The sequence below is a fragment of the Tengunoibacter tsumagoiensis genome (assembly GCF_003967535.1).
Taxonomy (GTDB): domain Bacteria; phylum Chloroflexota; class Ktedonobacteria; order Ktedonobacterales; family Ktedonobacteraceae; genus Tengunoibacter; species Tengunoibacter tsumagoiensis.
The window spans coordinates 1,053,696-1,077,707 of the sequence record NZ_BIFR01000002.1 but is presented as its reverse complement, the minus strand read 5'-3'; the positions used below and the strand labels follow the sequence as shown (position 1 = coordinate 1,077,707).

Below are 24,012 nucleotides of genomic sequence, written 5' to 3'. Positions count from 1 at the left end.
TGAGAAAGACGATGCAAGAATCTCTGGGCACACCATTGCTCGCCTATGAACATGTAGGCGGATGGGTAAACACCCTCTCATGGGCTCCGGACGGGAAGAGGATCGCTTCAGGAGGGCATGATGGCACAGTGCGTCTCCGAGATATTTCCACTGGCCAAACATACCTGACTCTACGTGGGCACGCCGATACCGTCAAAGCTGTTGGCTGGTCTCCTGATGGACACCAGATTGCGTCTGCGAGCCGGGATAGTTCGGTACGAATCTGGGAAGCGACGTCCGGGAAGCTCTTGCTACAGTACGAGGGTCACCACGTCGGGGTGAAAACTATTGCCTGGTCTCCCGATGGGAGATTGCTTGCTTCGGCGGGTTCTGACCAAACTGTGCAGATCTGGGAAACAGCGACAGGAAAACTTCGGACCCATTATGAAGGCCACCAGGCGACTGTGCGAGCCGTCGCCTGGTCCCCTGATGGACGACAGATTGCATCAGCTTCAGGGAATTGGGAAGACACGGACAACACTGTTCAAGTCTGGGATGCCACTTCTGGCTTGCTCCACTATTGCTATAAGGGTCACACGAATAGGTTGCTGTCAGTGGCATGGTCGCCTGATGGCCAACTCATTGCCTCTGCAAGTGGTGACCAGACAGTGCAGATCTGGGATGCCACTTCTGGACAACTGGTATGCTGTTACAGAGGACATACTCATTGGGTGAAAACTGCCATGTGGTCTCCCAATGGGCAGTTCCTTGCTTCGGCAAGCTTTGATAAAACCATACACATCTGGGAGTGGACTTCGAGGAAACTGATCCATAACTATCATGGTCATACTTCTAACGTGAACACTATCTCATGGTCTCCTGACGGGGATCGGATTGCTTCCGGGGAGGTTGGTGGCGCCATACATATCTGGGAGGCTCGTTCAGGAAAACTTCTTGATCAGTATCAGCATCATGCCTACCAGATCAGTGCTCTCTCATGGTCCTCTGATGGACGATACATCGCTTCGGCAAGCTTTGATAAAACTGTACAGATCCGTGATGCCACCTCTGGTACGCTTCGGCTTCGTTACGAGGGTCACACTGAGCGACTGAATGCGGTTTCCTGGTCTCCTGATGGGCAATACATCGCTTCGGCAAGCTTTGACAAAACCGTACAGATATGGGAAGCTATTACTGGCTCGCTCGTATGTTCTTACCGAGGCCACTCCGATAGTGTGCATGCTGTTGCCTGGTCTCCTGATGGACAATACATCGCTTCGATCGGCAATGACAGCTGCATACACACCTGGAAAGCAACGACTGGGAAAAAGAGACGCACCTATAACACACACAACCTATGGGGCATGGATGTCGCCTGGTCCCCTGATGGTCGTCTCCTCGCGTCGGCAAGCTTTGATGGTACCATACACATCTGGAATGTCGCTTCCGGCAGGCGAGTACGCACCTATAAGGGCCACGACATGTCCAGGAGAATACACACAGTTGTCTGGTCGCCCGATGGGCAATTTCTTGCTTCGGCAGGAGATGATAGAACTGTCCACATCTGGGAGGCCACCTCCGGGAAGCTTGTACGCCACTATGAGGGACATACCCATTCGGTTCTTTGTGTCGCCTGGTCTCCTGATGGAACGTGCATTGCTTCTGCGAGTTCTGACACCACTGTGCGCGTCTGGGACATTTTAACAGACAATTCTCTCTTGATCTATCGTGGCCATCACACACCTGTCGTTGATGTCGCCTGGTCTCCTGATGGAACGCGCATCGCTTCTGCGAGTTCTGAGGTACATGTATGGCACATTCGAGAAGCAATGTTTGTGTGACAGAAAGAAGCGAAGGGTCAGAAATCGCCGGGATGGAAGGGGTGCAAGCCCTTTTGATCGCCTTCCTGGTTTCTTTCCCCTGTCTCTCCCTCTTCACGTCTCCACAAGTGGTAAATGCCCTGAGAGGTGTGAGCAGATTTTGTCCTCAAATTAAAGAGAAGCCAGTGGTGTACCGTGTCAGTTCTCCCATCACCTATGCTCAACAGGTAAAGGCGCCTGTACTGGTGGTTCAAGGCCGTCATGATCGCGGTTGTCCGCCCCGGCAAATGGAGCAGTATGTGGCCCGTCTGCAAGCCCTGGGCAAGCAGATTGACATTGACTGGTTTGACTCTGGCCACGGCTCGCTCCACATTGAAGAGGAGATTGGCCTCTACGAACGGATGCTGACATTTGCGCTCTCCGCCCTCAAGGCGAAGTAACGCAGCCTCACAGGAAACAGTGATACAGGGCGGCAAAAGTGAACTTGCCGCTCTGGTAGACTCTATGATGGAACTCAATGAATGGATTATGGTTTATTAGACCACTACTCCTGTTTCCCACACAACTGCCACCAGCATCAAGAAAGGGGACGGTATATAGATACAGATGATATACTACTATATTGGATTACCAATCACCAGCATCTGGCTCGTAAGAGAGCACTTCACGAGAATGGAGTAGGAATGATGAACGTGAGGCCTCGCATTGGCATACTGTGGGGGGATTTCGCCTCCTCGACTCCAACCAAACTTGGCAAGCTCTGGAGCATGGGAAGGGTGGCCCACGATATCACGAGAGCACTTCAGGACTTCGCCCACGTCATTCCATATCAGCCCGCACCGCAAGGAACGTCCTTTTCTTTTGATCGCACATCCACGGCCCATCAGGAAGAACTGGCTATATTTCTCGGCAGCATTGATATTTTGTGGGCCGACCTCTATCCTGCGAGCGCACTGGCCCTTACGCTCCGAGCGGAACTTGATCTTTCCTTCCCGGCAATTTTGTTCGCGGGAGGAGTCATGCCCAAAGGAGCAGAGGCGATGCTCTTCCCCTGGCAGCATTTTTTGCGAGCAGAGGATACCCTGCTCTTTACGAGCAAAGCAGATCAAGCCATCTGGAAGCGCCTGATCAGTTGGAGCACCTTACGAGAAGGGGTGATCCCCTTAAGCGTCGATGAGAGCGTATTTGCTCCACAGCGTTTTGAAGAACGAGAGGGTACACGGGAGAAGCATCATCTCTCCGCTCATGCCCCATTGCTTCTCTATGTGGGCCGGCTCAACATTCAAAAGAATCTGCATACACTCTTTTACCTGCTCGCGGCCCTCTCGAAGCAGCTCCCTGAGGTGTGTCTTTGCCTGGTAGGAGAGGAGGACTCCATTTGTTTAGGCGAGTTCGCAGTACGCAATACTGGCTATGTGGCCTGGCTACGACAATTAGCAGCAGACCTGAACATTGCAGACCGGGTCATATTTCCGGGTCCTCTTTTCGGCAAAGACCTGGCGGATCTCTACGCGGCAGCAGATGTAGTGGTCAACTTTAGCCTCTATCACCGGGAGAATTTCGGTCTTTCGCAGGCCGAAGCAGCTTCTTGTGGAGTGCCCGTAATATGCTCAGCGTGGGGCGGCTTTAAGGATGTGGTCGAGACAGGAGTAACCGGCTATACAGTTGATACTGTTCTTACCAAACACGGGATCAAGGTCAATTGGGGTCAGGCCATATCACCGTTACTACACGTGCTTCAACACAAAGCACACCGCGAGGAGATGGGAAAGAAAGCTCACTCGCTTGCTCAGGAACGCTTCAGTATGAATGCCCTCCGGCAGAATCTGGCGACGCTTGTCACAGTCGCACAACAACCATCAACCAATACGTCTCGGCCTGTCTACCAGCCCAGCCTCTTTGCCAAAGAGTATGAGCAACACAAGCGAGCGTGCGGATGGTATGCAGCGGAAGAAGAGCATACCTGGTATCCTCCCATGTTCCAGGGAGCGTCCTATGCACTCTATGAACAATTAATGGCTCCCTATGCAAGCCAATTAGCGTCTGACCTACAACCACACCAGATTGAGGCCGACTGGAGGCCGTATTTTCCCTCTCAGGTCAGATTTGATCCATCTCGGCTGCTTCTCTCAGACGAAGATCCTATCTGGCCTCATCGTCGCTTCTTAACGCCACTAGAAGGGGAGATAATCCGCACCATTGATGGACGTTATAGTGTCGCCATGATTGTCCAGCAGCAGCACAAAAAAGACCAAAAAGCCTGCCGTGCGATCCTATGGGAACTCTACCTTGAAGGATTTATCCTCTTTGCCAATCATGACATTCATCTCTCTCTTTTAAGCAGGTAAGCCAGGGGCTTTAGTATGCCTCCACTTGGATGACTTTCCAGAAGTAGTGTTGTACGCTCCCTCGCCTGGAAAGTCATCAAAGAGATCCATTTTTTTCTGGTTCTGAAGCACTTGCTAAGATTGCATCCCATGCCAGTTCAGAAGCAAGGATACCGAGAGCGACCCCACCCAATGCTGGATTGTCAACCTCATTGGTTGTTACAGCATAGAGCACATCTCCATCTTGTATGGTGTGAAATGGATAGATACATCTTCCCATTGCCGTATGAACCTGGCGCCCCAGATGGCGTAGCGCCTGCACACTGAGTCGCTGATTAGTCACTACAAGGGTTAGCGTGGTATTCCCAAAAGGAGAAGGAATCGGTTCTCCAAGCGCGTGAAGCATCTGCATTTCCAGAAGAGGATGCCTGCGTTCTTTGGTTTGTGGATGGCGATTTCCACGCACAACCTGTCCAGATCGATCCAGAATGACCCCAAAGGAATTGACGACGACGAACACCGCGATTTTTGTTGGGCCAATCTGCTGGAAGGCTGCACCTTGCCCTGATGGTTCTCCCCGCTCAATCCCAAAGAGTCCTCCACAATTGGCCAGTCGCCCGGCCCCTCTGGCTCCCAGAGAAAAATATCCAGCTCGCGCGTGAGATACAGCTGCACGTCCCAACAGGTAATCTGGGTAGACGCTATTGTTGCGTCGCCGGTAATCGTTGATACTTGCGCCGTGACCAATAGCATATTGCCCAACGGGCCGCCCCCATTGTTCCCACAAGGCGGCGGTCACCCCACTGACGACTTCAAGACCAGGGAGAGAGCCTCCGGCAAAACAAATGGCATGGAGGCGAACCTCATCTCCAACCATTCCCATTGTTCCTGCACCACCACCTCGGATATCAATGCTCGTCGAAACACGTTCAGGAAACAGAAAGACACTACACCCAGTTGGTCCTTCTTCATATTCAGCAATTCCAATGAGCAGAGCGGGAAAGTCAAATGTGAGAGCTGGACCGTCAAAAAGCGTTTGCGGAATGAACTGTTGCATACAAGAAAATCCTTTCGAGAGAGTTGTGTAGAAAGTGTATTTTCCCCTGCCCCTATTATACCATTTGCTTCGTATATCGTTATCTGCCCTCTTTCGAGCGAGCAAGCAATTTTTGAATGCGCGTCTCTGTCAACACTGTTGTGGGATGGACTCCCAGGCGGATCGCCAGGATCTTCGTCTCCCCTCTATGAGAGGTGGACAAGAAGTGGACACAGGGCAAACGAGGAATATATAGTGCGCTCTTCGCGACCTCCTGGTCCAGGTTGTCTCTTGTCTGGTCCATAGAGGGCCTTTGTTAGCACGTGGAATACGCAGCGGCGTGTGAAGGAGGTAGATGGCGATGTCGCCACGAATCGTCGCTTTTCTGGCAGCTTCGGTCAAGGGTCACTGAGACGATCCTTTTGCCTCAATATGAGGCCCTCAGCCTTGCTCATCGGCATCACAGCCTATCCTGTATCGCTCCTGAACAATGACTATACGCACATCGAAGCGATCATTCCTGTGTCTCCAGTCTGATGGGCACACCTGCGAGCATCCTCAGTTTGTAAAAGGAAAAGATGTGTCAAAGACCTCAACCGGAAAATGGATGGACTCCAACGCGTCCTGCTTGATCGCACGACATCACTTTGAATGAGTTGCACCCCTCTATCCTGGGGGTTAAAAAGCCAGCCTCTGGCTTGCAAGGCTTCATCTTGCCTGGCTACCATGGCCCAGCCAACAATCCACCGCGAGTAAAGATCCAAGACGGCAGCCAGGTACATCCAACCATTTGCTGTCGCAATGTACGTGACGTGGGATAGGAGGCTGACGAATTGCCATCTAGCGATGGTCCTTTTTCGACCCCCCTCCCCAGAAACGGACGTGCCGGTTTCCTGGCATCCGGCTCTCCAGTATCGCTGGTCACTCTTGCTTAGTCCTACAGTTGTAGATAGTGGTCAATGTCCGAAATCTTTCCTCTTGTGGAGCGGTTTGTGACAAAGCGGTACTACGAGCGCTACGCTTCTGATCGCAAGCGGAGAATCAGCTTGACAATTTCCCTGGCAAACGCATCATCCAATGGCGCAGGATATAAGAGAAAGCGGTACCATTTGGCTCCATAAATCAAGTCCGCCAGGACCTCGAGATTGGTATCAGGGGCCAGTTCACCTCGTTGTATGCCGCGTTGCAAGAGCGTAACCAGCTCTTGCTTGCGTGGCACAATGAACGTCCGCTGAAATTCTCGCGCAAATTCCGGGTCCAACTGCGCTTCAGCAGCGAGCCCGCTCAACACCGTTCCTGATTTTCCCCGCAAGCCTGAAAAAGAAAGCTCAAAGTAGGCGAGTAAGTCCCCCTCCAGAGAACCTGTGTCGGAAAAAAGCACCTGCACCTCGGTCTGCGAGGTCAGGGCTTCAAGCGCTACTGCTGCTTTGGAAGGCCACCAGCGATAAATGGTCTTTTTTCCCGCACCAGCTCTCTCCGCAATCGCTTCAATGGTCATCGCCTGATAGCCCACCTGCTCCAGTACCTCCCTGGCCGCTTGCAAAATCGCCCGATGCGCCTGATCACTGCGCCGGCGACCAGGTGTGAAGGACTCCAGTTTCTTCGCCTCCTGAGTCATCTTGATGTTCCTCTCCACTTCTAGAATGCCTCTTGACAGAAACGACACGTTTCGTATATATTTATAAAGCGTCAATGAGTGACACGCTACGTTTCGTTTATTCTAGCAGAAGCTGGGTGGAGAGACAAACTGTTCTCTTCTTTCAGCGGAAGGAACATGATCTCTATGGCTACAACGACTCAGGCACGGAGTGGAGCCGTTTTGATTACGGGAGCAGCTGGTGGTATTGGTGCGGCAACTGCACACCGGCTCGATGCATCAGGATTTCAGGTCTTTGCAGGTGTACGAAGATCCTCTGATGGGGAGAAGCTCCAACGCGATATCTCTGCTCGGATTACTCCTGTTTTGCTCGATATCACTGATCCCGTCTCCGTTGCTCAAGCAGTGGAAACCGTTACCAGGGTAATTGGGAATGCGGGACTGGTTGGGTTGGTGAATAATGCTGGTATTATCGTGGAGGGTCCGGTTGAATTGGTTCCAATCGAGGAAGTACGCAAACAATTTGAGGTGAATGTCATCGGACATATTGCGGTCACACAAGCTTTTCTCCCTCTGCTACGGAAAACGCGGGGACGTATCATTAATGTTGGCGCGCCGACTGGATTGGTGTCAATTCCCTATCTGGGAGTGCTCTCAGCCTCGAAAGCCGCGCTAGAATCGGTAACCGATGCGCTGCGTAGCGAGCTTCGCCCTTGGGGGATATCTGTCTCTATCGTTGAACCAGCGGCTACGCAGACAGAGATCTTTCAAAAGTCGGCAGCAGCGGCCCAACAGGCCAGGGAGCAGGTGCCTGGAGAACTTATGCAACTGTATGCGCCAGCACTTGCTGCAGTAGCGAAAGCTTCAGCCAGCCAGTCACTGGAGAACCCTGATGTCGTAGTAGCTGCCATTGTTCAGGCGCTAACCTCCCGCCGTCCCAAAACGCGCTATTTCGCTGGGCGAGGGCTCAGAATGATTGCTGTCCTACGCTTGTTGCCTGACCGTACACGTGATGGACTGCTGCTAAGAGCATTGGGCCTTGCAAACGCCCAACCCATCTCATAGGACGCCCGCGACGCAGAGCATTCTCGTACACAGAAAACATCATGCTTGAAAAGAGAACATATGATGAAACCTCTTGCGCAACAAACAATCCTGATCACCGGATCAACCGATGGACTCGGAAAACAGACCGCGCTTGCCCTGGCCAGACAAGGCGCAACAGTGCTGCTTCATGGGCGTAATCAACAGCGATTGGAGAAGACGCTGCGAGAAATTCAAGAAGCAACAGGAAAGAGGAATCTGGAGACCTATCTGGCGGACCTGGCCGATCTTTCAGAGGTACGCAGTCTGGCTGAGCGCGTGCAAACCCAACATCCTCAGATTGATATGCTCATTAACAACGCCGGTGTGGGGAGCGGAAAGCTCCTGGGAGGCAGACGCGAACTCAGCCGAGATGGATATGAGCTTCGTTTTGCGGTGAACTATCTCGCGCCTTTCTTACTCACGCACCTCCTGTTACCCAGTCTGCGCACAAGCCAGCCAGCACGCATTATTCACGTGGGATCAGTCGGGCAACTTCCAATTGATTTTGACAATATCATGTTTGAACGCCGCTATAATGGCTATGATGCTTATCGCCGCAGTAAGCTCGCGCTGGTGATGTTTACCATTGATCTGGCTGATCTGTTGAAAGAAGAACATATTACCGTCAATTGTGTACATCCAGCCTCGCTGATGAACACCAAAATGGTTCGCGAGACGATCCCTTTTACCCAGACCACGGTCGAAGAAGGTGTTCGTTCCGTGATGTACCTGGCAACATCGTCGACGCTGGACAATGTGACAGGCCAATACTTTGACCAGATGCAGCAGGCACGTGCGCATCCTCAAGCGTATGACGTGGCTGCACGCCACCGACTCCGACAGATCAGTGAACAGCTAACCGGGTTGGCAGGCGCGCTCGCCTCGCTATGAGTCAGAGAGCGAACATCGCACTCTGACTCAATAGTTCTGTTGGAGATGTATGAAACATGGAAAAGAAAAGAGGTTATGATGCGTGTTCCACCTCTAGAAACTGAACGACTGATCATCAGACCTTTTACCCTCAATGATCTCGATGATATTCACCAGATTCTTGATGTCGATCTCCTTGCTGCCGAATTTGGGACAGAAGGAGCGAACACACGTGATGAGCGTAAGAGCTGGTTGCAGTGGACCATTTTGAGCTACGAAGAGTTGGCCAAGCTCAACCAACCACCCTACGGAGATCGGGCCGTTGTGCTCAAGCAAACGCAGCAAGTCATTGGTGCGTGCGGGTTTGTTCCTTGTTTTAGGGCCTTTGAGCAATTGCCCTCATTGCGGTCGGGCAGCCAGGACGCAGATGTCTACTTCAAATCGCCTGAATTCGGCTTGTTTTACGCCCTCTCCCCAACTTATCAGCGACAGGGATATACCACAGAAGCAATCCAAGCATTGATCAACTATGCTTTCACGCAGCTTCATCTGAAGCGGATTGTAGCGACGACCACCTATGAGAATGTGGCTTCCATTGGGGTGATGCGCAACGTAGGGATGCGAATTGAAAAGAATCCCTTCCCTGATCCGCCCTGGTTTCAGGTGGTAGGTATCCTTGAAAACAGACCCGCCAACTTGCGACAAACCAGGTCCTAAGGGCTCTTACGCATTCTCGGTGAAAAAGAACCGTCTCTACTTGAAAACGCGAGAGCTTCATGCTCAGAAAGTAAGAGCAACAGTTGGGATCCATCAGTGAAAGCAATAGCCTGGCAATTTTCACAACAGTCCTCTGGATCGGCAACAATCCTATGGGGAATAGGTCTCAATGGTCAGTACTACAAGCTCACAGGGAAGAGCTGGACGCAGGCAGCCCCCAGTACTGGGAAACAGGTAAGTGTGGCCTCTGATGGAACAGCATGGTCCATTGGTACAGATAACAAGGTCTATCGCCTGGTGAACAATGCCTGGACACCACTGGTTGTTTGACGCCAGCAAGAAGCACCGAGAGTTCAGACCCCAGCCCGAATCATGCCTCTTACGCTCCTGCGATCCGGGCTGGGGCTGCCTGGCACTCGGGTATGAGCACTGAGAGGCACCATGAGCGAGTTCGCGCTCCAAGCCTCCAGAAGCAGTTTTCTGATCTGCAAGGGCCGATGAAGGCACGTTTGCAGATCAGAAACTGTTTCTTATTGCTGGCCCGAGCAGCACTACCAGAGATCTCACCAAGTTGACTCACCAAACGTCCATTTTCTGCAACAGATGGCGCTGCTTTTCTAGGGGAGGGTCGCATCAGCTCCGCACGCACAAAACGTCTCCTTGACGAATCTCAAAACGTTAGGCCGTTGACGGGAAATCTGAGGCAAACGGAGGAGTTTATGAAGATTGGCTATGTGCGCGTCTCCAAGCAGGAGCAAAACGAGGCGCTCCAGATTGATGCGCTGAAAACAGCAGGATGTGAGAAATGGTTTGTGGACAAGATTACGGGATCAAAAGCCGAACGCAAGGGGCTGAACGAAGCACTGGCATATGTACTACGAGGCGACACCTTTATGGTCGAGAAATTGGATCGGGCAGGACGTTCACTCTATCCCAGAAATGTGCGCAGTATTAGGCATCTCTCGTGCTACGCTGTATCGCTATGTCAAAGAGGTTGAATCACCCACGTAATTACCGAATTTTCACCCACAGAATTCCAAAATCTACAGCGTACTAGTGGGTCAGTTGGCAATTAAGTTGGTTTGCCCTGCAAGGATGAGATCCACGACCCGTTTGGGTAACATCTCATCAACCGGTTCATTGACCACAAATAAGCGCATGTACATGATGCCACTGAGCATTTCTAAGAGGAATTGGCAATCTACCTGTGGCGATAATTCCCCACGTGCGATGGCACGATCAAAGAGGATCTGAAGCTGAGCACGTCGCTGACCCCAGCGCTCCTGCCGGAGAGCACAGAGTTCAGGCAAGTGGAGCGTCGCACCTGCCGTTTGAAAAAGGGCCTGCCCCACCCTCGATTGCAGAAAGAGCTGAAGAGACTGTAACACCGCGATGAGATCAGAACGCAGCGCTCCAGTGTCAGGAACAGGAACCTCCTGTACGACCCGATGATTGACGGCGTCGAGGACCAGCTGTTCTTTTGTTTTCCAACGGCGGTAGAGAGAGGTTTCGTGGACACCAGCACGCTCGGCAATGGAGGCCATGCTGAGCCTTTCATATTCCCTTTCCTCGAGAAGCTGGAAGGTCGCTTCAAACACAGCAGCTTGCACGCGAGCACTCCGACCACCTGGTCGGCGGCGCACCGCATCTCTCTCCTTGCCTGTTGGTCTGGCGAGTGGCGCGTTCGGGTGAGGTATATTCATCCTACCAGTATATCCTGTGTAGCCTGATAAAGCAAGAAAGCTTGCATTACGGAAGCGTTCCAGCTATACTTAATGCAAGCTTTCCTGCGTTTAGGAAAGAGCATCTGTTAACTGCAAAAAACAAACGAAAGGAACAACCTATGTCTTCTCACTCTTCTGATTCCTCCACACCCGACCGCGGACGCCTCCCTCATCATCGCGAGGCACCTTTTCAGTCTCCCGATCCCTCAACTCCAGCTGGAGAGCAAATCCTTCGCCGCCTGCGCGAGGAACTGTTTCTCTGGTTCACCACCGTTGATGCAACCGGGACACCGCACGCCCTCCCGGCCGCATTTCTGTGGGATGAGGCGCAATCCACCTTTCTCATCGCCAGCACAGCAGAGGAGGATCGCGACCGACTGACACAGATCCAGCAGAATCCAAAGGTGGGCCTGCATTTTAACCTCGACATGAGTGGGGCCGACTCCTTTATCCTGACCGGTGAGGCGAAAGTGAGCCTGGACGATCCTTCGTTTGATCAGATTCCTGCCTGGGTGGCAAAATACCAGGCGTTTTTTGAACACCAGGGATTAACCATCCAGCAAGCGGCAGCAGTGTCCCCAGTTGCTTTGCGCGTCCGTCCTCTGACCATGATTGCCCGCTACGGCGGAGCCATGCCACCTCCATAAAGCGGTTTCGCAACACCTGTGTTAGTCCTATACTACCCACCTTGAGGCACGGCAAGATCTTTTCTTGCCACAAAAGATGTGTTAGAAATGGACGGAGGACGCTACTCAAGAGATCTGGTTGTTCTATCCATGGTAGATGTCCGACACCGGGAAGTTCAATGTAGTTGGCAGATGGTAGGCATTGAGAAAGGTGCTGAGCTCCCCTGGCCGGGCGTGGATCGAGTGCACCGTGAATAACCAATGTTGGTATCTGCAAGGCAGCAACCTGTTCCATCATAGTTGGCTGCTGTATAAAGCGATTACAATCTGCCCCAAGAACCTGATTGACCTGGAAATTGATATGGAGGCCATCCACAAAAAGCTGCCGAGCGAGTTCCCGAGCACGTGATCTATCGGCGATATCAGTAGACTAGGACAATTCACAATACGCTCGCTCAACTGCATCAAACGCTTCTCCTTGTACCATGGAAAGCTGTGCTTTTAAATCTGCGAGATGACGTTGTTCAGCAGACGTGAATAGCGCGTCTTGATTGCGGTGATATTCAGCGTGCCATGACTCATCAATGCCTCAGAGATATACATCAATGCGCGTACACGGGAGGGATATTCAAGGCAATAGGCAAGCGCAAGGGTGGCTCCCCACGAATGTCCCAGGACAATCCATTGTGGGAGATTCCAGTGCGCACGTAAGGCATCAAGATCAGCGACTGCTGTCTTTACATCATAGAGAGGATCTCCAGTAGACCGGCCACAGGAGCGTTGATCGTAACGATAGGTTGTTACCAGAGAACCCCATGCAACTTCTCCCCGTGCTCAAACACGGCGGCATGTTGATTCCGATCAATCTGGGCCATCCCGCCGCTTCGCAGGCAGAGGCATTTGGAGTCATAATCGGAGGCAAACAGGTGCATGCCAACGCGGGACAGCTTGTCGAAATCGGACGCTTGATCGACACCGGACAGGTACGCGTTGCCATCGATACCATCGTGCCACTGCCCAAAGCATACCAGGCTCACGAGCGCGGCGAAGCGGGCCATCTGCGCGGAAAGATTGTTTTGCGCGTCGTAGAGTAAGGTCATTGCTCGTACACGCCTACCCCTCGTATTCACATGACCATCTGAACTGGTGATGACAATATGGCACGGGCGGTCTTTTGCGCCTCGATCAGGAGAGAGACGCAAAAGACTGCACAGTTGGGCGGTTTCGTCCTCCAGATGCCAAATACAAGAAATGACCAGATCGCTTTGCCTATGATGTGGGAGCAAAACACAGCGAGCCTGGAGAACAACATCTACAACGGTGCACAGAAGTCTTGAGCCGCCTTTTGAGAGCGTTCCTGATGGTCAAAAGAGTAGTTTATTCTCGACGAGTTAATGCACGTGGCAGCAGAGGCGATCCTGGAGAGGGACACACACTCTTGAACCTATGTTAACAGCATACTGATGCGTATGTGTATGCTGATAGCATAGATTTGCTCTTTCTCTGGCTACTCTGAACATGCTACACTTCTTGCAGGTCGTTTTGTCTGATTGTCACGTCTCGGTATTGACGACACTCCTGTAAAGGGGACCATTCGATCTGGTGCGGATGCCGCGCCCAAATTGAAACTCGTCTTTTTTCAAATGTAAGGACCATTGTATGAGAACCAGCGCATCTGACCCGCAGCGACTCTACCTGATGCAGGTAGCAACCATGATTGTGGGTCCACTCACCTTACCTGTTCCCTGCTATCTCATTCAGACCAGAGATGGCAAAAACATTCTGATTGATAGCGGCTTTCCCCCAAACTTCCAGCCACTGCCAAACACACCGGGGATTCAGAGAATAGAACACGGGAAGGGCGTTATTGAACAATTGGCAATGATAGGTGTGCAAGCTTCTGACATAGATCTCCTCATTTGTACACACTACGACGATGATCACTCCGGCAATCATGGAGCCTTCCCCAATGCCCAGCTCATTGCACAACGCCGACAATATGAAGTAGCGCATGCCGGTCATCCCCGTTTTGCGCTCACCCGTTCCCAGTGGGATCAGCCAGCCTCGCGATATCAGTTGGTTGATGGCGACACCCAATTGCTTCCTGGCCTCGAACTCATCGAGACCAGTGGACATGTTCCTGGACACCAGGCGGTGCTTGTCCATCTGCCTCAGACCGGGCCAGTGCTTCTTACCATTGATGCCGTCGCCGTCCAGGCTCATTTCACGACTGATCGGCCAGTTGGTCCAACGGATGCCGACGGAGCGGGTGCCATTGCCAGCACGCGCAAGTTGCTCAATCTGGCCGAGAGGAGGCACCTCTCCTTGATCATTTTCGGACACGATGGCCCTCAATGGGCGACGCTCAAACAACTCCCCGACTTTTTCGACTAACTGCAGCTGCCCAACCTTGGCGGCATGATGGCATTCTCCGGTACCGGATCAAAAGGATGTTCTTGCGGAACAGTGCTCCCTTTTTCGAGCAATCCTTGTGCCAATGAACAATAGCCACAGTGCTGGAACCAACCGATGGCATCCTGTGGAGTAATGGTGAGGAGCGCTTGTCCAATCGCCTCTTGTAAGCTCTCTCGGGTTCGCGCTCCTACTCGGCGTAACGCGACTTTGAGCTTGGAGAAAGCCTCTTCAATGGGTGACAAGTCGGATGAATTGGAGGGCAGAAAGAGCGTGTAACTGAAGTTGGCATCCCCATGCTTCGATGGCACGCTGTACCTTTTCTCTAGTGTGGCCCTGGAATAGCCTTGGGCTTGACATCACCTATCTCGCGCCTCAACTTGAGATAGCGTTTGGCTGCATGGTCATTTTCGCTGTGCCACGTACAGGATGGCCATATATCCTTTCGTTATCTGACCATGATAGCGGGTAGTGATCAAATCAGCGATCTCGCGAAAGAGACGGTCGTGTCGGGGCTTCTCTAACACTCTGTGGTTGGAATAGGTGTCCAGCAAGCGAAGATAACTGGCTGCATCGTAGGTGACATCCCAGTAATATCGACGGACTGACACGTCACGAAAGAGGCCCGTCCGCTCCATTTCCGCCTTAACCGGTTCTCCGACCTCATGGGGCCACAGTAATGGGCCGTATTTCTCTTGCTGCTCAGGGACCAGTGACCGATAGATCTGCTGCACCTCCTCAAAAAAGCCCGCAGATGCCTCACTTTGCACATGCACGTGCCAGAACAGAGCACAGGCTCCCGTAGGCTTGAGAGCCTGTGCGGTTTTCTGATAAGCGATGGCAGGATCGATCCAATGGAAGGCCGTGGCAGAAAGCGCAAGGTCAAAAGCCCCTTCCTCCACTGGCCAATCCTCAAAAGCCAACGTCTGCACCTGTACTTGCGGATAGGCACGCACATTACGGCGAGCAACCGCTGCCAGGTTTGCACCAAGTTCAATACACAAAAGATGATATCCACGGTGTGCCATCGGAACTGTTGCCTGCCCAGTTCCACACCCAATTTCGAGAATACGCCCTTGCTGAGGGATACCTGAGAGCGCCACCACATCGTCGAAGAGGGCTTCGGGATACCCTGGTCGAGCCTCGTCATAGAGTTCAGCTTCCTGATCGAACGTTTGGCGAAGGGGTATATGATCGTGCATATTCTTCTTTCCTCTTGTTCCTATCTGGTACCAAATGCCTCCCGTGCGGGATTTTCAGTCTACCATACGGGTGAAGGCCAGGACAAGCGCGCCCCCTCTCCAGCCCTTCACCACCTGCCTGGATCAGTTCGTATGATGACAACGCGATGCGTGCGATGGAGAGCAACAAGCCCGGACTGCGTCATCAGTCGCACCACTCGTTTCTAGCCAATGCGTCATTTTCCCTGCCATCTCGGCGAAGTGTAATCCTTCTTCATACTGGCCCCTCGCCTGCATATACAGCCCAACGGGAGCCATTTTCAGCGCAGGACCATTGCCCGGAGAACTTCCTGCCACACCAGAAGCTATAGGCGAGATATCTCTCCAACCTCGTCGAAAGAGTGGCTTTCCTTCCAAAGAGGTCAAAGAAGCATACACGCACCCCCTGTGAGTTTCAAAGACTTCATATCTTCTTCAAGAATCGACGTTTGAACGTTTCCACTTTTGCGCCTCGCATTGAGAAGTTATATGCAACTAAATGTTGCACATAATGCCTATTTAAATGATATCAATGCTCTGAAAAAAGGGAACAACGACATGCAGCAACCTCTCATCAACCACACGTCATGGACATCTCGGTCTCAAGCGTTGCGAACCCGCCTACTACCACTTTATATTGCCGCTTTTTCACAGGGGCTGGTGCTCTGGGCACCCATCGAGAAGGTGTTTCTCCGGAGTCTTGGGTTTGATCAAGCCACCATTGGCCTGATGGCCGCTTGCTATGGCAGCCTGATCCCTCTATTCGATCTCTCCTCAGGGCTCCTTGCTGATCGTTGGAGCCGCAAGGGCATCCTCATGCTATCCTCGCTCGCTACCATGATCAACGCCCTGCTCGGGGGGCTCAGCTACAATATCCCGACCTACCTGGTCAGCACCCTCTTCTTCGGGGTCTCAGTCGCCCTAATGTCAGGCACCTACGAGTCCATCCTGTACGATATGCTGCTGGAAGAGACGGGGCATGGGCTCGCCTTTGCCCAACGTCTGAGCCATGTCAAGCAACTCAATAGCCTGGCCTTACTCCTCAGTGCGCTCGCTGGTGGGCTGGTGGCTGTGCTGCTTTCACCTCGGCTGGCATATTTTGCTACGATTCCGCTGGGGATTATTTCCCTGGTCGCCCTACTCACCCTCCAGGAACCTCATCTGCATCACACCGAGAAACGCACCTCATTCGTCAGTCATGTGCGAGCTATTTCGCAGATCCTCTTCCAGCGAGGAAAATTTCTGCGCACCATCTCTATCTTACTTGCCACCTCGCTCCTTCTCTCGGCGGTCTTCGAGTTTGGGCCGCTCTGGCAGTTAGCCCTGGATGCTCCGGTTGGGCTTTATGGGATAGCCAATGCGGCGTTGCTCTTAGCGGGAGGTGCAGGCTCCTGGCTTGCAGCTCGACTGACATTCACGAAGCCGACCAGTGTCGTGGGGATGGTCGGGTTACTGGTGGCGTCGAGCCTGGCGCTGGTCGTCGTGAGAAACGCTATGATTGTTATTCTGGCCCAGGGAGTATTGGTTGCAGGGGGAGTCACGGTCAATACGATTTTTACCCGCATGCTGCACGATTCCCTCCCCTCAGAAGTACGCGCAGGAGCAGCCTCGGGGGTGAGTGCCCTCTCCTCGCTCGCCTTTGTACTCTTTGCACTCCTCTTTGGGGGAATAATCCAGCACGCTGGTATCTTTCACGCCGGGTGGATGGTGGTTGGGGTAACGCTCCTCGCAGGTGCACTGTTAGTCAAAGGTGCTCACCAGTGAGTGTGGTGAACAGTTTCTCTTCTCACCTCAAGAGACTGGAGAAGCCCTGGTCAAACTTGAATGCGTTGAAGCCAACCAGTATGCGCGAGCACCTGGGCAAAGACCGCCACTTCTCCCAAAAAGGCCGGAATGGAGGGAACAGATTCCGGCGTGATCTAGATCGTGACCAGGGAATGCAGCATACAGGTTCCAGGTCCTTCTTGCCTGCCGACAGATGCTTGAGAGCACAAGCTTGCGATTACATAATGAAATTGCCTCCATCCACGGTTAGATACGCACCTGTGATGAAGGCTGCCTGATCCGACGCCAGAAACAGAATAGCACTGGCAACCTCCTCGGGACGCCCATTTCTCCGTAGGGGAGTGCTTTGCGCCATCTGATCTTTGAGCGTCTGAGGCATGAAGGCATTGACATCGGTCAGAATCATCCCTCCGCCTACCGCATTCACACGAATGCCAGAGGGGCCGACTTCTTCAGCAAGATTTCTCACCATACTCTCGACACTGGCTTTGGCAACCGAGAGAGCGAAGAAGTTGGAATTTGACCGTCGAGCACCTGGGCTTCGTGCGATGCTGAAATGTTCGTTGGTGAGCCCCGTAGTTTTGCAATTGGATCAACATCAGATGATACTCTGCCGATGAACGAACCTGGTAGAAGAGTCCAGGTGAGGAGGTGTAGTGCTCACCTGGAGGGGGCCTGTCGGATCTTGTTGATAGCGTGCAGGCATGATCTCGACAAGAGTTGAGAGAGCAAGAAACCTGTTATGCAAGCTTCTCTGCTACATTGCACAACGCGGGAAGAGACGTGAAAGGATGCCAAAGGTTGAAGTACACACGAGAGACACCCATCTTCTCTAATGCTTCAACCTGCTGCTCAAATGCTGCTACTTCCTGGTCCCAGCCGATGGAGAGCTGAATAGGTCTTCTTGATTGTGCGATATGGAGACTCGCTTGTCGCAGCATATCTTCTCCCCATACATTGATTTCATCTGCGTACTTGATCGCACTTCGTACAAGATAACTTGATCTGCCAGCACCAATGACAATGCGGGGGGGACGGGCTGGAACTGGACGGCACCCAGCTCCTTGTGTATGGAGATAGCGACCCTCAAAGGTAACGTGTTCACCAGTCCACACTCGTTGTAACACCATGATGGTCTCTTCCAATGCATCTACTCGTTCATGACCAGCAGGCCAGGGCTCTCCCCATGCATGGGGCTCTAGTGGGTAATCCCCCACTCCAATTCCTAGTTCAAAACGTCCATGACTCATCATCGCCAGCATGGTTGTTTCCTTTGCAAGGCGACCAATCTGCATATTTGGGTGAGAAAGAACCATGGGGACCAGATTCACGCGTTGAGTTGCCACTGCGAGCGCCCCATAGAGTGTGAGCCCAGAAAGAAACGGGTCATCAGCATCACCATAGTAGCGATCCCCAATACCAATAGCGTCAATACGGCTTTGATCTGCTTCTTTTGCTGCTGCAAGCACATCTTCCCATTCTGTTTTGGCGTAGAATATTACTCCAATGCGCATAGGCGTTTTCGCCTCCCTCTTTCATCATTCTTTATGCTGTAGAAGCAAGTATGCTCAACACCTGCGAAAAATGTCAGATCCTGCTGCATTATTTGGATCTTTCCCACTTTTGGCGTTGGCATCTATGTATCAGAAGAAGCTACATCACACTCTTTAAAAACTCCTGGCGTTGGATCGCCAAAGGTCGCATTATTACAGTCAATACTGCCAGTTGCTGTTTGATAATTATACGTCCCATTAGCACCATAACGAACCTGATGCATACCACCGAACGTACAGGTACCACCCTCATCCGCACACTTTGTCCAGGTTACAACCGGAGTGCTCGTCGGCGTTGCTGTTGGGGTAGAGGTAGGAGTACTGGTAGGTGTCGATGTAGGCGTTGCCGTAGGAGTACTGGTAGGTGTCGGTGTTCCTGAACCCGGCAAATGAGCATTCAAAACCGGAACCAGCTGCTGAGCTATTTTAGCATGACCGGAATCGCTGGGATGAGCTCCATCATTATAATCAGACGACTGATAGACCAGCCAGTTGCTCGTATCAATGTAAAAAACATTGCTATCACCGGCATCATTGAGCGCCTGGACCGCTGCCTGCGTCTGTGGTATCCACTCACCTAACAGGTTCTGCAAGACCAGGATCGCAGCATTCGGATATTTCTGCCGAATATTCTGGAGAAACGAAGTATAAACACTCTGAAAATGTGCATCCGAGGTATTCGCATTATCATTTGTTCCCAAATTAATCACGACCTCGCTAACCTGATAGCGCTGGAAATCCCAATCCGGAGAGTCAGAAAAAAGCACTGTCTTCTCTTTAAAAAACTGAGTACTCATACCCACATCGGTCGATGAATGGCACTGCTCAACGAGACAGATACCCGAAAACGCAACCTGCGTATGCTCCACATCTAACTGCTCACCAGCCAACCAGCCATAAGCGGAGAGAGAAGACTTTGAGTCAGTCAGACCAGAAGTAATCGAGTCACCCACAAATTCAATAATAGTAGGAGAAACCTCTCTTAGACAGCACTGGCGGCGGAACGCAGCGGGGCGGGTGGTACAACGACATCGATCAGGCCTGTCAAGACATCGTAGACCAGTCCGGATAGTAGCCAGTTGGCAGGCAAGGCAGGAGTTGCCCGGAGCATAGCCACGTCGAAGGCCACCGCAGCTCGGGGATCGCTGATCGCTCTGGCCTTGAGCTCCTCGGGACTGATCTCGAAGTAATTGGCCAGCATGGCAGGCTGATCTCCCAGTCGTGTAATACCGCAGTCGGTATGCTGCAGGACGATCAAGTTGAACGGGTTGCCACCCCCAGGATTAGTCCCGGCAGCCTGGGAAACCTGGGCAAGCATACCCATCATACGCAACGTACCTGGCACGACACGTCCGCCGATATTGCGCAACACAACCGCCTCACTCAGTTCAAGGCCCAACACATGAGCAGGATCTACGCGCATATCAGCGCAACCGATGATCAGAGCCTTTACACTCGCCAGCTTCTCCGCCAGCGACTTCTCCTGAGTTGTATCCGTTGTGAAATGACGGGCAGCAAAATCTTTATTGCGTTGTAGGAAGGTCGCAAAAGTCGTATCAGTCATGATGCTTCTCCTCTGGATGCTATCGAACCGCCATACTCTCCTTATTCTATTTCATCCCCAACCAGCTTAACACGTTACGTAACGACAACGTCAAGTCCTGGCAGCCACCAACCGGTACGGGCGTTGGCAAGCAAAAAAATGCTCCTTGACGACTGAAGACGAGAGCGTCAGGATGGATATATGAAAATTCAAGGAAAACATCTTGTTATGTATAGTTTTGAACTTTATTAAGCAAGTTATCGATATCAAATGGCTTCACTAAAAAGTCATTCGCACCAACTTCTTGTGCGATCTGCCGCACATCTCTATTTGCTGAAATAAGAATAATAGGAAGCTCTTTCGTCTTCTCTTGCTGCCTGAGCGCTTTGCAAATGTCACGTCCATCTACTCCCCCCATCCAGATATCTTGTATGAGTACCGCCGGAGGATCATCACAGAGATCAATCACTCTTGCCCCTAAAGGCGTCGCTTCTACTTCATAGCCCTCATCTTCAAGCATCGCTTTAATCGCTTCAAGGATTGCTCTGTCATCATCAGCTAACAAAATTCGTTTGCTCATGCACCTTCCATTTCTTCCATGAGAGATGGATATCTCTGCAATGGTAAGCTAAAGAAAAATGTAGATCCCTCTCCTGGAGTACTCTTAAACCATATTTTTCCGCCATGGCGTTTGATGATCTCAGCAGCGATATAGAGACCAAGTCCAAGACCAGAGATCGTTTCGCGGTCTTTCTCTTCCACGCGGTAAAAGCGCTGGAAAATCTGCTCCTGTTGCTCCTGAGGAATGCCCAGACCAAAATCCTGTACGCTCACCGTGACCTGTTCACTATCTGCCTCCATTTTAACACAGATGCTATCAGCCAGAGGTGAGTATTTTATTGCGTTGCTGAGCAAATTTATAAGGACCTGCCCGATGCGGTCTCTATCTCCCCAGGCGCTTATTGATAGTATACCCTCTTTGCGAATACTATGATGGGTGGTTGTGCGTTGCATCTCTTCAATGACTTCATCAATTAAGGACGAAAGGTCAAATTGGAGTGCAGAGAGTTGCAGCTTTCCTGTTTCTAACTTCGTAATATCTATCAGCTCTGCAATCAACCTGGCCAATCTATCGATTTGCGCACCCATTTTTCCCAACAGTTCCGCATTCTCATCGTCACCAGATTTTTTGAGGCGCTTCTGCACGGTTTGCACAAAGACTTTGAGGCTGGTGACGGGGGTGCGCAATTCGTGACTGACGACTCCCAGGAATTCATCCTTCTGCCGCTCTACCTGCTTGCGCTCCGTCACATCCAGGGCAAATGCGATGGCCTGCTCTCGCCGTTCACCAACCAGCAAATACCCAACCAGCACATCAATTATGCGCCCATCTCGACGCAGATATTGCTTCTCATAGATCATCGGCGTTTCGGCTTGCTGTGCCTGACGAAGCTTTTCTTGATCAAAAGGCAGCCATTCTGGTGGCGTCATATTTGTCCAGCGAATCTTTCCTTCGCAAAGTTCTGTGCGGCTATAACCAACGATCTGTAAAAACGCATCGTTTGCGTGGTAGATAGTGCCGTAAATATCAGCAATAAACACCCCAACAATATCGCTTTCCGCGAAGAGACGGAGTTGCTCTCTTGAAAGGCGTAATTGCTCTTCGTCGTTTTTCCGCTCGGTAATATCAATATTAATGCCAAGCATGCGCAGAGGGTTCCCTTGAGTATCGTAGAAAGTGCGCGCTTTCGTATAAATCCAGTGAATGCTGCCATCAGGCCAGATGGTGCGAAATTGTACATCCAGCCTGGTTTTTTGTGTTACTGATTCAAAAACCTTTGTACAAGCTTCTGATAGATCGTCTGGATGCACAGTTTTTTCCCAGGAAGCAAAGTCTCCGCCGAAGCTTCCTGGTTGGAGTCCGAAAAGAGCCTCAGCCTCTTTTGTCCAGGTAATGATTCTGGTCCGCATGTCCCACTCAAAGATGCCTACATTTGCGGCCTGTTGTACCAATTGAAGTCGTTCTTGTATTTCCTGCAACTGCCCATCCAGTGCTTCTGCCTCTTGTTGTGTATGGGTCAGGTCAGCCCTTCTCTCTCTGATTTTCATATCCACGCCAACGCCCCCCTTTTACTGTCCCCTGTGCTTTGGAGGATCGCTCATTCTCATTCTGTATTGTATCAAGCTGATGCAAGCTGATACAGTCTACGCGTGTCGAGATGTCGGACCAGAACAAACCAGAGGATCGCGTCCCATGTCTTACCTTACCCGAGCGCAGAGCTGCCATAAAGAACTCGTGCATCCCACTGAAGCCCAGGCTGACTATCAAGCTTATTTGAACCTCCTGCCTGAAGATGTCAAACCACGTCAAACCACTATAAACACAAGGTTCCCAAAAAGCATCAGGGGCCACTTGAGAGCGGCCCTGATGCTTTTTGGGAACCAGAATCAACCTACTTCAGCAGCTTCCGCCTCCTGAGGCTGGGGTGTGCGTGCGAGCGTAGGAGCAAACAACACAATGACCAGGGCCAGCAGGACCAGAAAACCCAGCGCAAAAGGTAGAGAGAAGACTTGCGCCAGTTGCCCGATAACAGGAGGCCCCACCAGCAAACCAGCATAAGACATAGTCGCCACAGCGGCCAGAGCCAGGCCAGGAGCCTGGTTAGGGGCCCGACTCGCGGTACTAAAGGCCAGGGGAGCCATGCAGGCCAGTCCAATTCCCACGAAGGCAAAGCCCACAAGGGCCACGATAGGCTGATGAAATACCAGGGCCACGCCCAGTCCTAAAGCCGCCAGCAGACCACCCAGGCGCACATGCAGCACGGGGCCAATCCGTTTTGTCACAGAATCACCCAGCAGGCGCGCAATGGTCATTGCAAAGGAATACACGGTAAAAGCCATAGCCGCCAGACCAACACCAGTACCCAGCGAAAAATGCAGGTAAACACCACTCCAGTCCGCCATCGCGCCTTCACTCATAAAAGAACAGAGGCCGATAATACCCAGGCCCAGCAGAGCCTTTGTTGGACGCGCAAAGACAGGTGTTTTCTCGGTAGGCTTTGTCATTGTCGGCAAGAGCCAGCGACTGGCAAACACCACTACCAGGAAAAGCAGGTTGGCGACAAGCATGAAATGGAATAGGGGGATGATATTCAGCCAGGCCATCAAGCTACCCAGACTTGCCCCAACCAGGGCCCCCACGCTCCAGAGTCCATGGAAAGACGACATAATTGGCCGACGGTAAAGCTCTTCCAATGCGGCGGCCTGGGCATTCATCGACACATCCATAACGCTATTGCCCATACCCAGCAAAAAGAGTGAGATCCAGAGAAGCAGCAGATTGGGCGCAAAGGCCGGAACAATCAGGCCCAGGCAGCAGACAATAGCGGCTATCGTCGTAGACAGGCGGCTCCCCACATGAACAATCAGCCAGCCCACAAAAGAAAACGCTACAAGCGAGCCTACCGCAAGACCCCAGAGGGCGATTCCCAGTGGACCAGGATCTAACTGTAGCTGCTGTTGCACTGTGGGGATACGTGACGCCCAGCTTGCCAGGAGCATCCCATTGACAAAAAACATAAGAGATATAGCATAACGTGCCGTTCGCAACGCCGTCGGCTGTGTGAACAAAAGACAACTCCTTAAAGATGAATTTATAATTTCTCGGCACTGTACCACGCCCAGACTCCTTTTTCAAGTCACCGCCTGGTTGCTGAG

The 24,012-nt window shown here is 52.0% G+C and carries 26 protein-coding genes and 1 pseudogene; 12 read left to right on the top strand and 15 right to left on the bottom strand.

All coding sequences use genetic code 11. The features are described 5' to 3' along the window. The first annotated feature begins 11 nt into the window (after nucleotides 1-11). The 3 genes from EL628_RS24715 (at nucleotide 12) to EL628_RS24705 (ending at nucleotide 4,147) form a co-directional block, all read left to right on the top strand. The gene (locus tag EL628_RS24715; protein ID WP_161975744.1) at nucleotides 12-1,820 is read left to right on the top strand and encodes a WD40 repeat domain-containing protein; all 1,809 of its coding nucleotides are present in this window, start codon (nucleotides 12-14) and stop codon (nucleotides 1,818-1,820) included. Beyond that, on the top strand, nucleotides 1,817-2,239 hold the full coding sequence (locus EL628_RS30640) for an alpha/beta hydrolase family protein (RefSeq protein ID WP_245994421.1): 423 nt from the start codon (nucleotides 1,817-1,819) through the stop codon (nucleotides 2,237-2,239). The genes EL628_RS24715 and EL628_RS30640 overlap by 4 nt, the downstream gene beginning before the upstream one ends. 243 nt (nucleotides 2,240-2,482) lie before the next feature. Further along, nucleotides 2,483-4,147, top strand: coding sequence for a glycosyltransferase family 4 protein (locus EL628_RS24705; protein WP_161975743.1), 1,665 nt, complete (start codon nucleotides 2,483-2,485; stop codon nucleotides 4,145-4,147). A gap of 76 nt (nucleotides 4,148-4,223) precedes the next feature. Here EL628_RS24705 and EL628_RS24700 read toward each other — a convergent pair whose 3' ends face one another. The 4 genes and pseudogenes from EL628_RS24700 to EL628_RS24690 form a co-directional block, all read right to left on the bottom strand. Then, the gene (locus tag EL628_RS24700; RefSeq protein WP_126582666.1) at nucleotides 4,224-5,183 is read right to left on the bottom strand and encodes a P1 family peptidase; all 960 of its coding nucleotides are present in this window, start codon (nucleotides 5,181-5,183) and stop codon (nucleotides 4,224-4,226) included. Between the two features lie 79 nt (nucleotides 5,184-5,262). Further along, the gene (locus EL628_RS24695; protein ID WP_126582665.1) at nucleotides 5,263-5,466 is read right to left on the bottom strand and encodes a hypothetical protein; all 204 of its coding nucleotides are present in this window, start codon (nucleotides 5,464-5,466) and stop codon (nucleotides 5,263-5,265) included. A 397-nt stretch (nucleotides 5,467-5,863) separates the two neighbouring features. Continuing rightward, a pseudogene (locus tag EL628_RS31220) lies at nucleotides 5,864-5,980 on the bottom strand (IS3 family transposase); the annotation flags it as partial. Nucleotides 5,981-6,177: 197 nt separating this feature from the next. Continuing rightward, on the bottom strand, nucleotides 6,178-6,780 hold the full coding sequence (locus EL628_RS24690) for a TetR/AcrR family transcriptional regulator (protein ID WP_126582664.1): 603 nt from the start codon (nucleotides 6,778-6,780) through the stop codon (nucleotides 6,178-6,180). A gap of 165 nt (nucleotides 6,781-6,945) precedes the next feature. Between EL628_RS24690 and EL628_RS24685 the strand changes: the two genes are divergently transcribed. The 5 genes from EL628_RS24685 (at nucleotide 6,946) to EL628_RS24665 (ending at nucleotide 10,430) form a co-directional block, all read left to right on the top strand. Then, the gene (locus tag EL628_RS24685) at nucleotides 6,946-7,824 is read left to right on the top strand and encodes an SDR family NAD(P)-dependent oxidoreductase (protein WP_126582663.1); all 879 of its coding nucleotides are present in this window, start codon (nucleotides 6,946-6,948) and stop codon (nucleotides 7,822-7,824) included. Nucleotides 7,825-7,884: 60 nt separating this feature from the next. After that, the gene (locus tag EL628_RS24680; RefSeq protein ID WP_218028990.1) at nucleotides 7,885-8,736 is read left to right on the top strand and encodes an SDR family NAD(P)-dependent oxidoreductase; all 852 of its coding nucleotides are present in this window, start codon (nucleotides 7,885-7,887) and stop codon (nucleotides 8,734-8,736) included. A gap of 75 nt (nucleotides 8,737-8,811) precedes the next feature. Beyond that, complete coding sequence (locus EL628_RS24675; RefSeq protein WP_218028989.1) at nucleotides 8,812-9,432, top strand: GNAT family N-acetyltransferase; 621 nt, start codon at nucleotides 8,812-8,814, stop codon at nucleotides 9,430-9,432. Nucleotides 9,433-9,528: 96 nt separating this feature from the next. Continuing rightward, nucleotides 9,529-9,762 carry a tectonin domain-containing protein gene (locus tag EL628_RS24670; protein ID WP_126582662.1) on the top strand — a complete coding sequence of 78 codons (234 nt, stop codon included), beginning with the start codon at nucleotides 9,529-9,531 and terminating at the stop codon, nucleotides 9,760-9,762. Nucleotides 9,763-10,151: 389 nt separating this feature from the next. Further along, nucleotides 10,152-10,430 (top strand): recombinase family protein, encoded by a 279-nt coding sequence (locus EL628_RS24665; RefSeq protein ID WP_126582661.1) that lies wholly within the window; start codon nucleotides 10,152-10,154, stop codon nucleotides 10,428-10,430. A gap of 63 nt (nucleotides 10,431-10,493) precedes the next feature. Here the strand turns inward: EL628_RS24665 and EL628_RS24660 are convergent, their stop codons facing one another. Further along, complete coding sequence (locus EL628_RS24660) at nucleotides 10,494-11,135, bottom strand: TetR/AcrR family transcriptional regulator (RefSeq protein WP_126582660.1); 642 nt, start codon at nucleotides 11,133-11,135, stop codon at nucleotides 10,494-10,496. A 140-nt stretch (nucleotides 11,136-11,275) separates the two neighbouring features. Between EL628_RS24660 and EL628_RS24655 the strand changes: the two genes are divergently transcribed. Next, on the top strand, nucleotides 11,276-11,803 hold the full coding sequence (locus EL628_RS24655; RefSeq protein ID WP_126582659.1) for a pyridoxamine 5'-phosphate oxidase family protein: 528 nt from the start codon (nucleotides 11,276-11,278) through the stop codon (nucleotides 11,801-11,803). A gap of 480 nt (nucleotides 11,804-12,283) precedes the next feature. Here the strand turns inward: EL628_RS24655 and EL628_RS31145 are convergent, their stop codons facing one another. Next, nucleotides 12,284-12,589 (bottom strand): alpha/beta fold hydrolase, encoded by a 306-nt coding sequence (locus tag EL628_RS31145; RefSeq protein WP_126583608.1) that lies wholly within the window; start codon nucleotides 12,587-12,589, stop codon nucleotides 12,284-12,286. 8 nt (nucleotides 12,590-12,597) lie between these two features. Here EL628_RS31145 and EL628_RS24645 point away from each other — a divergent pair, with 8 nt between their 5' ends. Further along, entirely contained in the window at nucleotides 12,598-12,876 is a 279-nt protein-coding gene (locus EL628_RS24645; RefSeq protein WP_126582658.1) for a zinc-binding dehydrogenase, read from the top strand. A gap of 565 nt (nucleotides 12,877-13,441) precedes the next feature. Then, nucleotides 13,442-14,176, top strand: coding sequence for an N-acyl homoserine lactonase family protein (locus EL628_RS24640; RefSeq protein WP_126582657.1), 735 nt, complete (start codon nucleotides 13,442-13,444; stop codon nucleotides 14,174-14,176). Here EL628_RS24640 and EL628_RS31140 read toward each other — a convergent pair. Both EL628_RS31140 and EL628_RS24630 read right to left on the bottom strand, forming a co-directional pair. Beyond that, entirely contained in the window at nucleotides 14,173-14,505 is a 333-nt protein-coding gene (locus EL628_RS31140; protein WP_174719976.1) for a hypothetical protein, read from the bottom strand. The genes EL628_RS24640 and EL628_RS31140 overlap by 4 nt on opposite strands. A gap of 93 nt (nucleotides 14,506-14,598) precedes the next feature. After that, entirely contained in the window at nucleotides 14,599-15,396 is a 798-nt protein-coding gene (locus tag EL628_RS24630; protein ID WP_126582656.1) for a class I SAM-dependent methyltransferase, read from the bottom strand. A gap of 507 nt (nucleotides 15,397-15,903) precedes the next feature. On the opposite strand from EL628_RS24630, the gene EL628_RS24625 reads away from it, so the two are divergent. Next, nucleotides 15,904-17,178, top strand: coding sequence for an MFS transporter (locus EL628_RS24625; RefSeq protein WP_126582655.1), 1,275 nt, complete (start codon nucleotides 15,904-15,906; stop codon nucleotides 17,176-17,178). A 238-nt stretch (nucleotides 17,179-17,416) separates the two neighbouring features. Here the strand turns inward: EL628_RS24625 and EL628_RS24620 are convergent, their stop codons facing one another. From EL628_RS24620 to EL628_RS24590, 7 genes are all read right to left on the bottom strand, one after another. Further along, a complete protein-coding gene (locus EL628_RS24620) occupies nucleotides 17,417-17,749 on the bottom strand; it encodes an SDR family oxidoreductase (protein WP_126582654.1) in 333 nt (110 codons plus the stop codon). Nucleotides 17,750-17,939: 190 nt separating this feature from the next. Next, nucleotides 17,940-18,713 carry an LLM class flavin-dependent oxidoreductase gene (locus EL628_RS24615; RefSeq protein WP_126582653.1) on the bottom strand — a complete coding sequence of 258 codons (774 nt, stop codon included), beginning with the start codon at nucleotides 18,711-18,713 and terminating at the stop codon, nucleotides 17,940-17,942. Between the two features lie 122 nt (nucleotides 18,714-18,835). Continuing rightward, nucleotides 18,836-19,705 (bottom strand): SGNH/GDSL hydrolase family protein, encoded by an 870-nt coding sequence (locus tag EL628_RS24610; RefSeq protein ID WP_126582652.1) that lies wholly within the window; start codon nucleotides 19,703-19,705, stop codon nucleotides 18,836-18,838. Between the two features lie 29 nt (nucleotides 19,706-19,734). Then, nucleotides 19,735-20,316, bottom strand: a complete 582-nt coding sequence (locus EL628_RS24605; protein ID WP_126582651.1) for a carbonic anhydrase — start codon at nucleotides 20,314-20,316, stop codon at nucleotides 19,735-19,737. Nucleotides 20,317-20,521: 205 nt separating this feature from the next. Continuing rightward, a complete protein-coding gene (locus tag EL628_RS24600) occupies nucleotides 20,522-20,875 on the bottom strand; it encodes a response regulator (protein WP_126582650.1) in 354 nt (117 codons plus the stop codon). Further along, nucleotides 20,872-22,404, bottom strand: coding sequence for a sensor histidine kinase (locus EL628_RS24595; protein ID WP_245994551.1), 1,533 nt, complete (start codon nucleotides 22,402-22,404; stop codon nucleotides 20,872-20,874). Before EL628_RS24595 ends, EL628_RS24600 begins: the two co-directional genes overlap by 4 nt. Before the next feature lie 339 nt (nucleotides 22,405-22,743). Further along, nucleotides 22,744-23,925: an MFS transporter gene (locus tag EL628_RS24590; protein WP_126582648.1), complete on the bottom strand. Its 1,182-nt coding sequence runs from the start codon at nucleotides 23,923-23,925 to the stop codon at nucleotides 22,744-22,746. Nucleotides 23,926-24,012: the final 87 nt, after the last annotated feature.

Coding starts and splice junctions, on each gene's coding strand:
- EL628_RS24595 (WP_245994551.1), bottom strand. CDS start 22,404: ATGAAAATCAGAGAGAGAAGGGCTGACCTGACCCATACACAACAAGAG.
- EL628_RS24630 (WP_126582656.1), bottom strand. CDS start 15,396: ATGCACGATCATATACCCCTTCGCCAAACGTTCGATCAGGAAGCTGAA.
- EL628_RS24705 (WP_161975743.1), top strand. CDS start 2,483: ATGATGAACGTGAGGCCTCGCATTGGCATACTGTGGGGGGATTTCGCC.
- EL628_RS24675 (WP_218028989.1), top strand. CDS start 8,812: ATGATGCGTGTTCCACCTCTAGAAACTGAACGACTGATCATCAGACCT.
- EL628_RS24715 (WP_161975744.1), top strand. CDS start 12: ATGCAAGAATCTCTGGGCACACCATTGCTCGCCTATGAACATGTAGGC.
- EL628_RS24605 (WP_126582651.1), bottom strand. CDS start 20,316: ATGACTGATACGACTTTTGCGACCTTCCTACAACGCAATAAAGATTTT.
- EL628_RS24625 (WP_126582655.1), top strand. CDS start 15,904: ATGCAACTAAATGTTGCACATAATGCCTATTTAAATGATATCAATGCT.
- EL628_RS24665 (WP_126582661.1), top strand. CDS start 10,152: ATGAAGATTGGCTATGTGCGCGTCTCCAAGCAGGAGCAAAACGAGGCG.
- EL628_RS24685 (WP_126582663.1), top strand. CDS start 6,946: ATGGCTACAACGACTCAGGCACGGAGTGGAGCCGTTTTGATTACGGGA.
- EL628_RS24640 (WP_126582657.1), top strand. CDS start 13,442: ATGAGAACCAGCGCATCTGACCCGCAGCGACTCTACCTGATGCAGGTA.
- EL628_RS24700 (WP_126582666.1), bottom strand. CDS start 5,183: ATGCAACAGTTCATTCCGCAAACGCTTTTTGACGGTCCAGCTCTCACA.
- EL628_RS24645 (WP_126582658.1), top strand. CDS start 12,598: ATGCAACTTCTCCCCGTGCTCAAACACGGCGGCATGTTGATTCCGATC.
- EL628_RS24655 (WP_126582659.1), top strand. CDS start 11,276: ATGTCTTCTCACTCTTCTGATTCCTCCACACCCGACCGCGGACGCCTC.
- EL628_RS24660 (WP_126582660.1), bottom strand. CDS start 11,135: ATGAATATACCTCACCCGAACGCGCCACTCGCCAGACCAACAGGCAAG.
- EL628_RS24695 (WP_126582665.1), bottom strand. CDS start 5,466: ATGGACCAGACAAGAGACAACCTGGACCAGGAGGTCGCGAAGAGCGCA.
- EL628_RS24680 (WP_218028990.1), top strand. CDS start 7,885: ATGATGAAACCTCTTGCGCAACAAACAATCCTGATCACCGGATCAACC.
- EL628_RS24615 (WP_126582653.1), bottom strand. CDS start 18,713: ATGCGCATTGGAGTAATATTCTACGCCAAAACAGAATGGGAAGATGTG.
- EL628_RS24600 (WP_126582650.1), bottom strand. CDS start 20,875: ATGAGCAAACGAATTTTGTTAGCTGATGATGACAGAGCAATCCTTGAA.
- EL628_RS24690 (WP_126582664.1), bottom strand. CDS start 6,780: ATGACTCAGGAGGCGAAGAAACTGGAGTCCTTCACACCTGGTCGCCGG.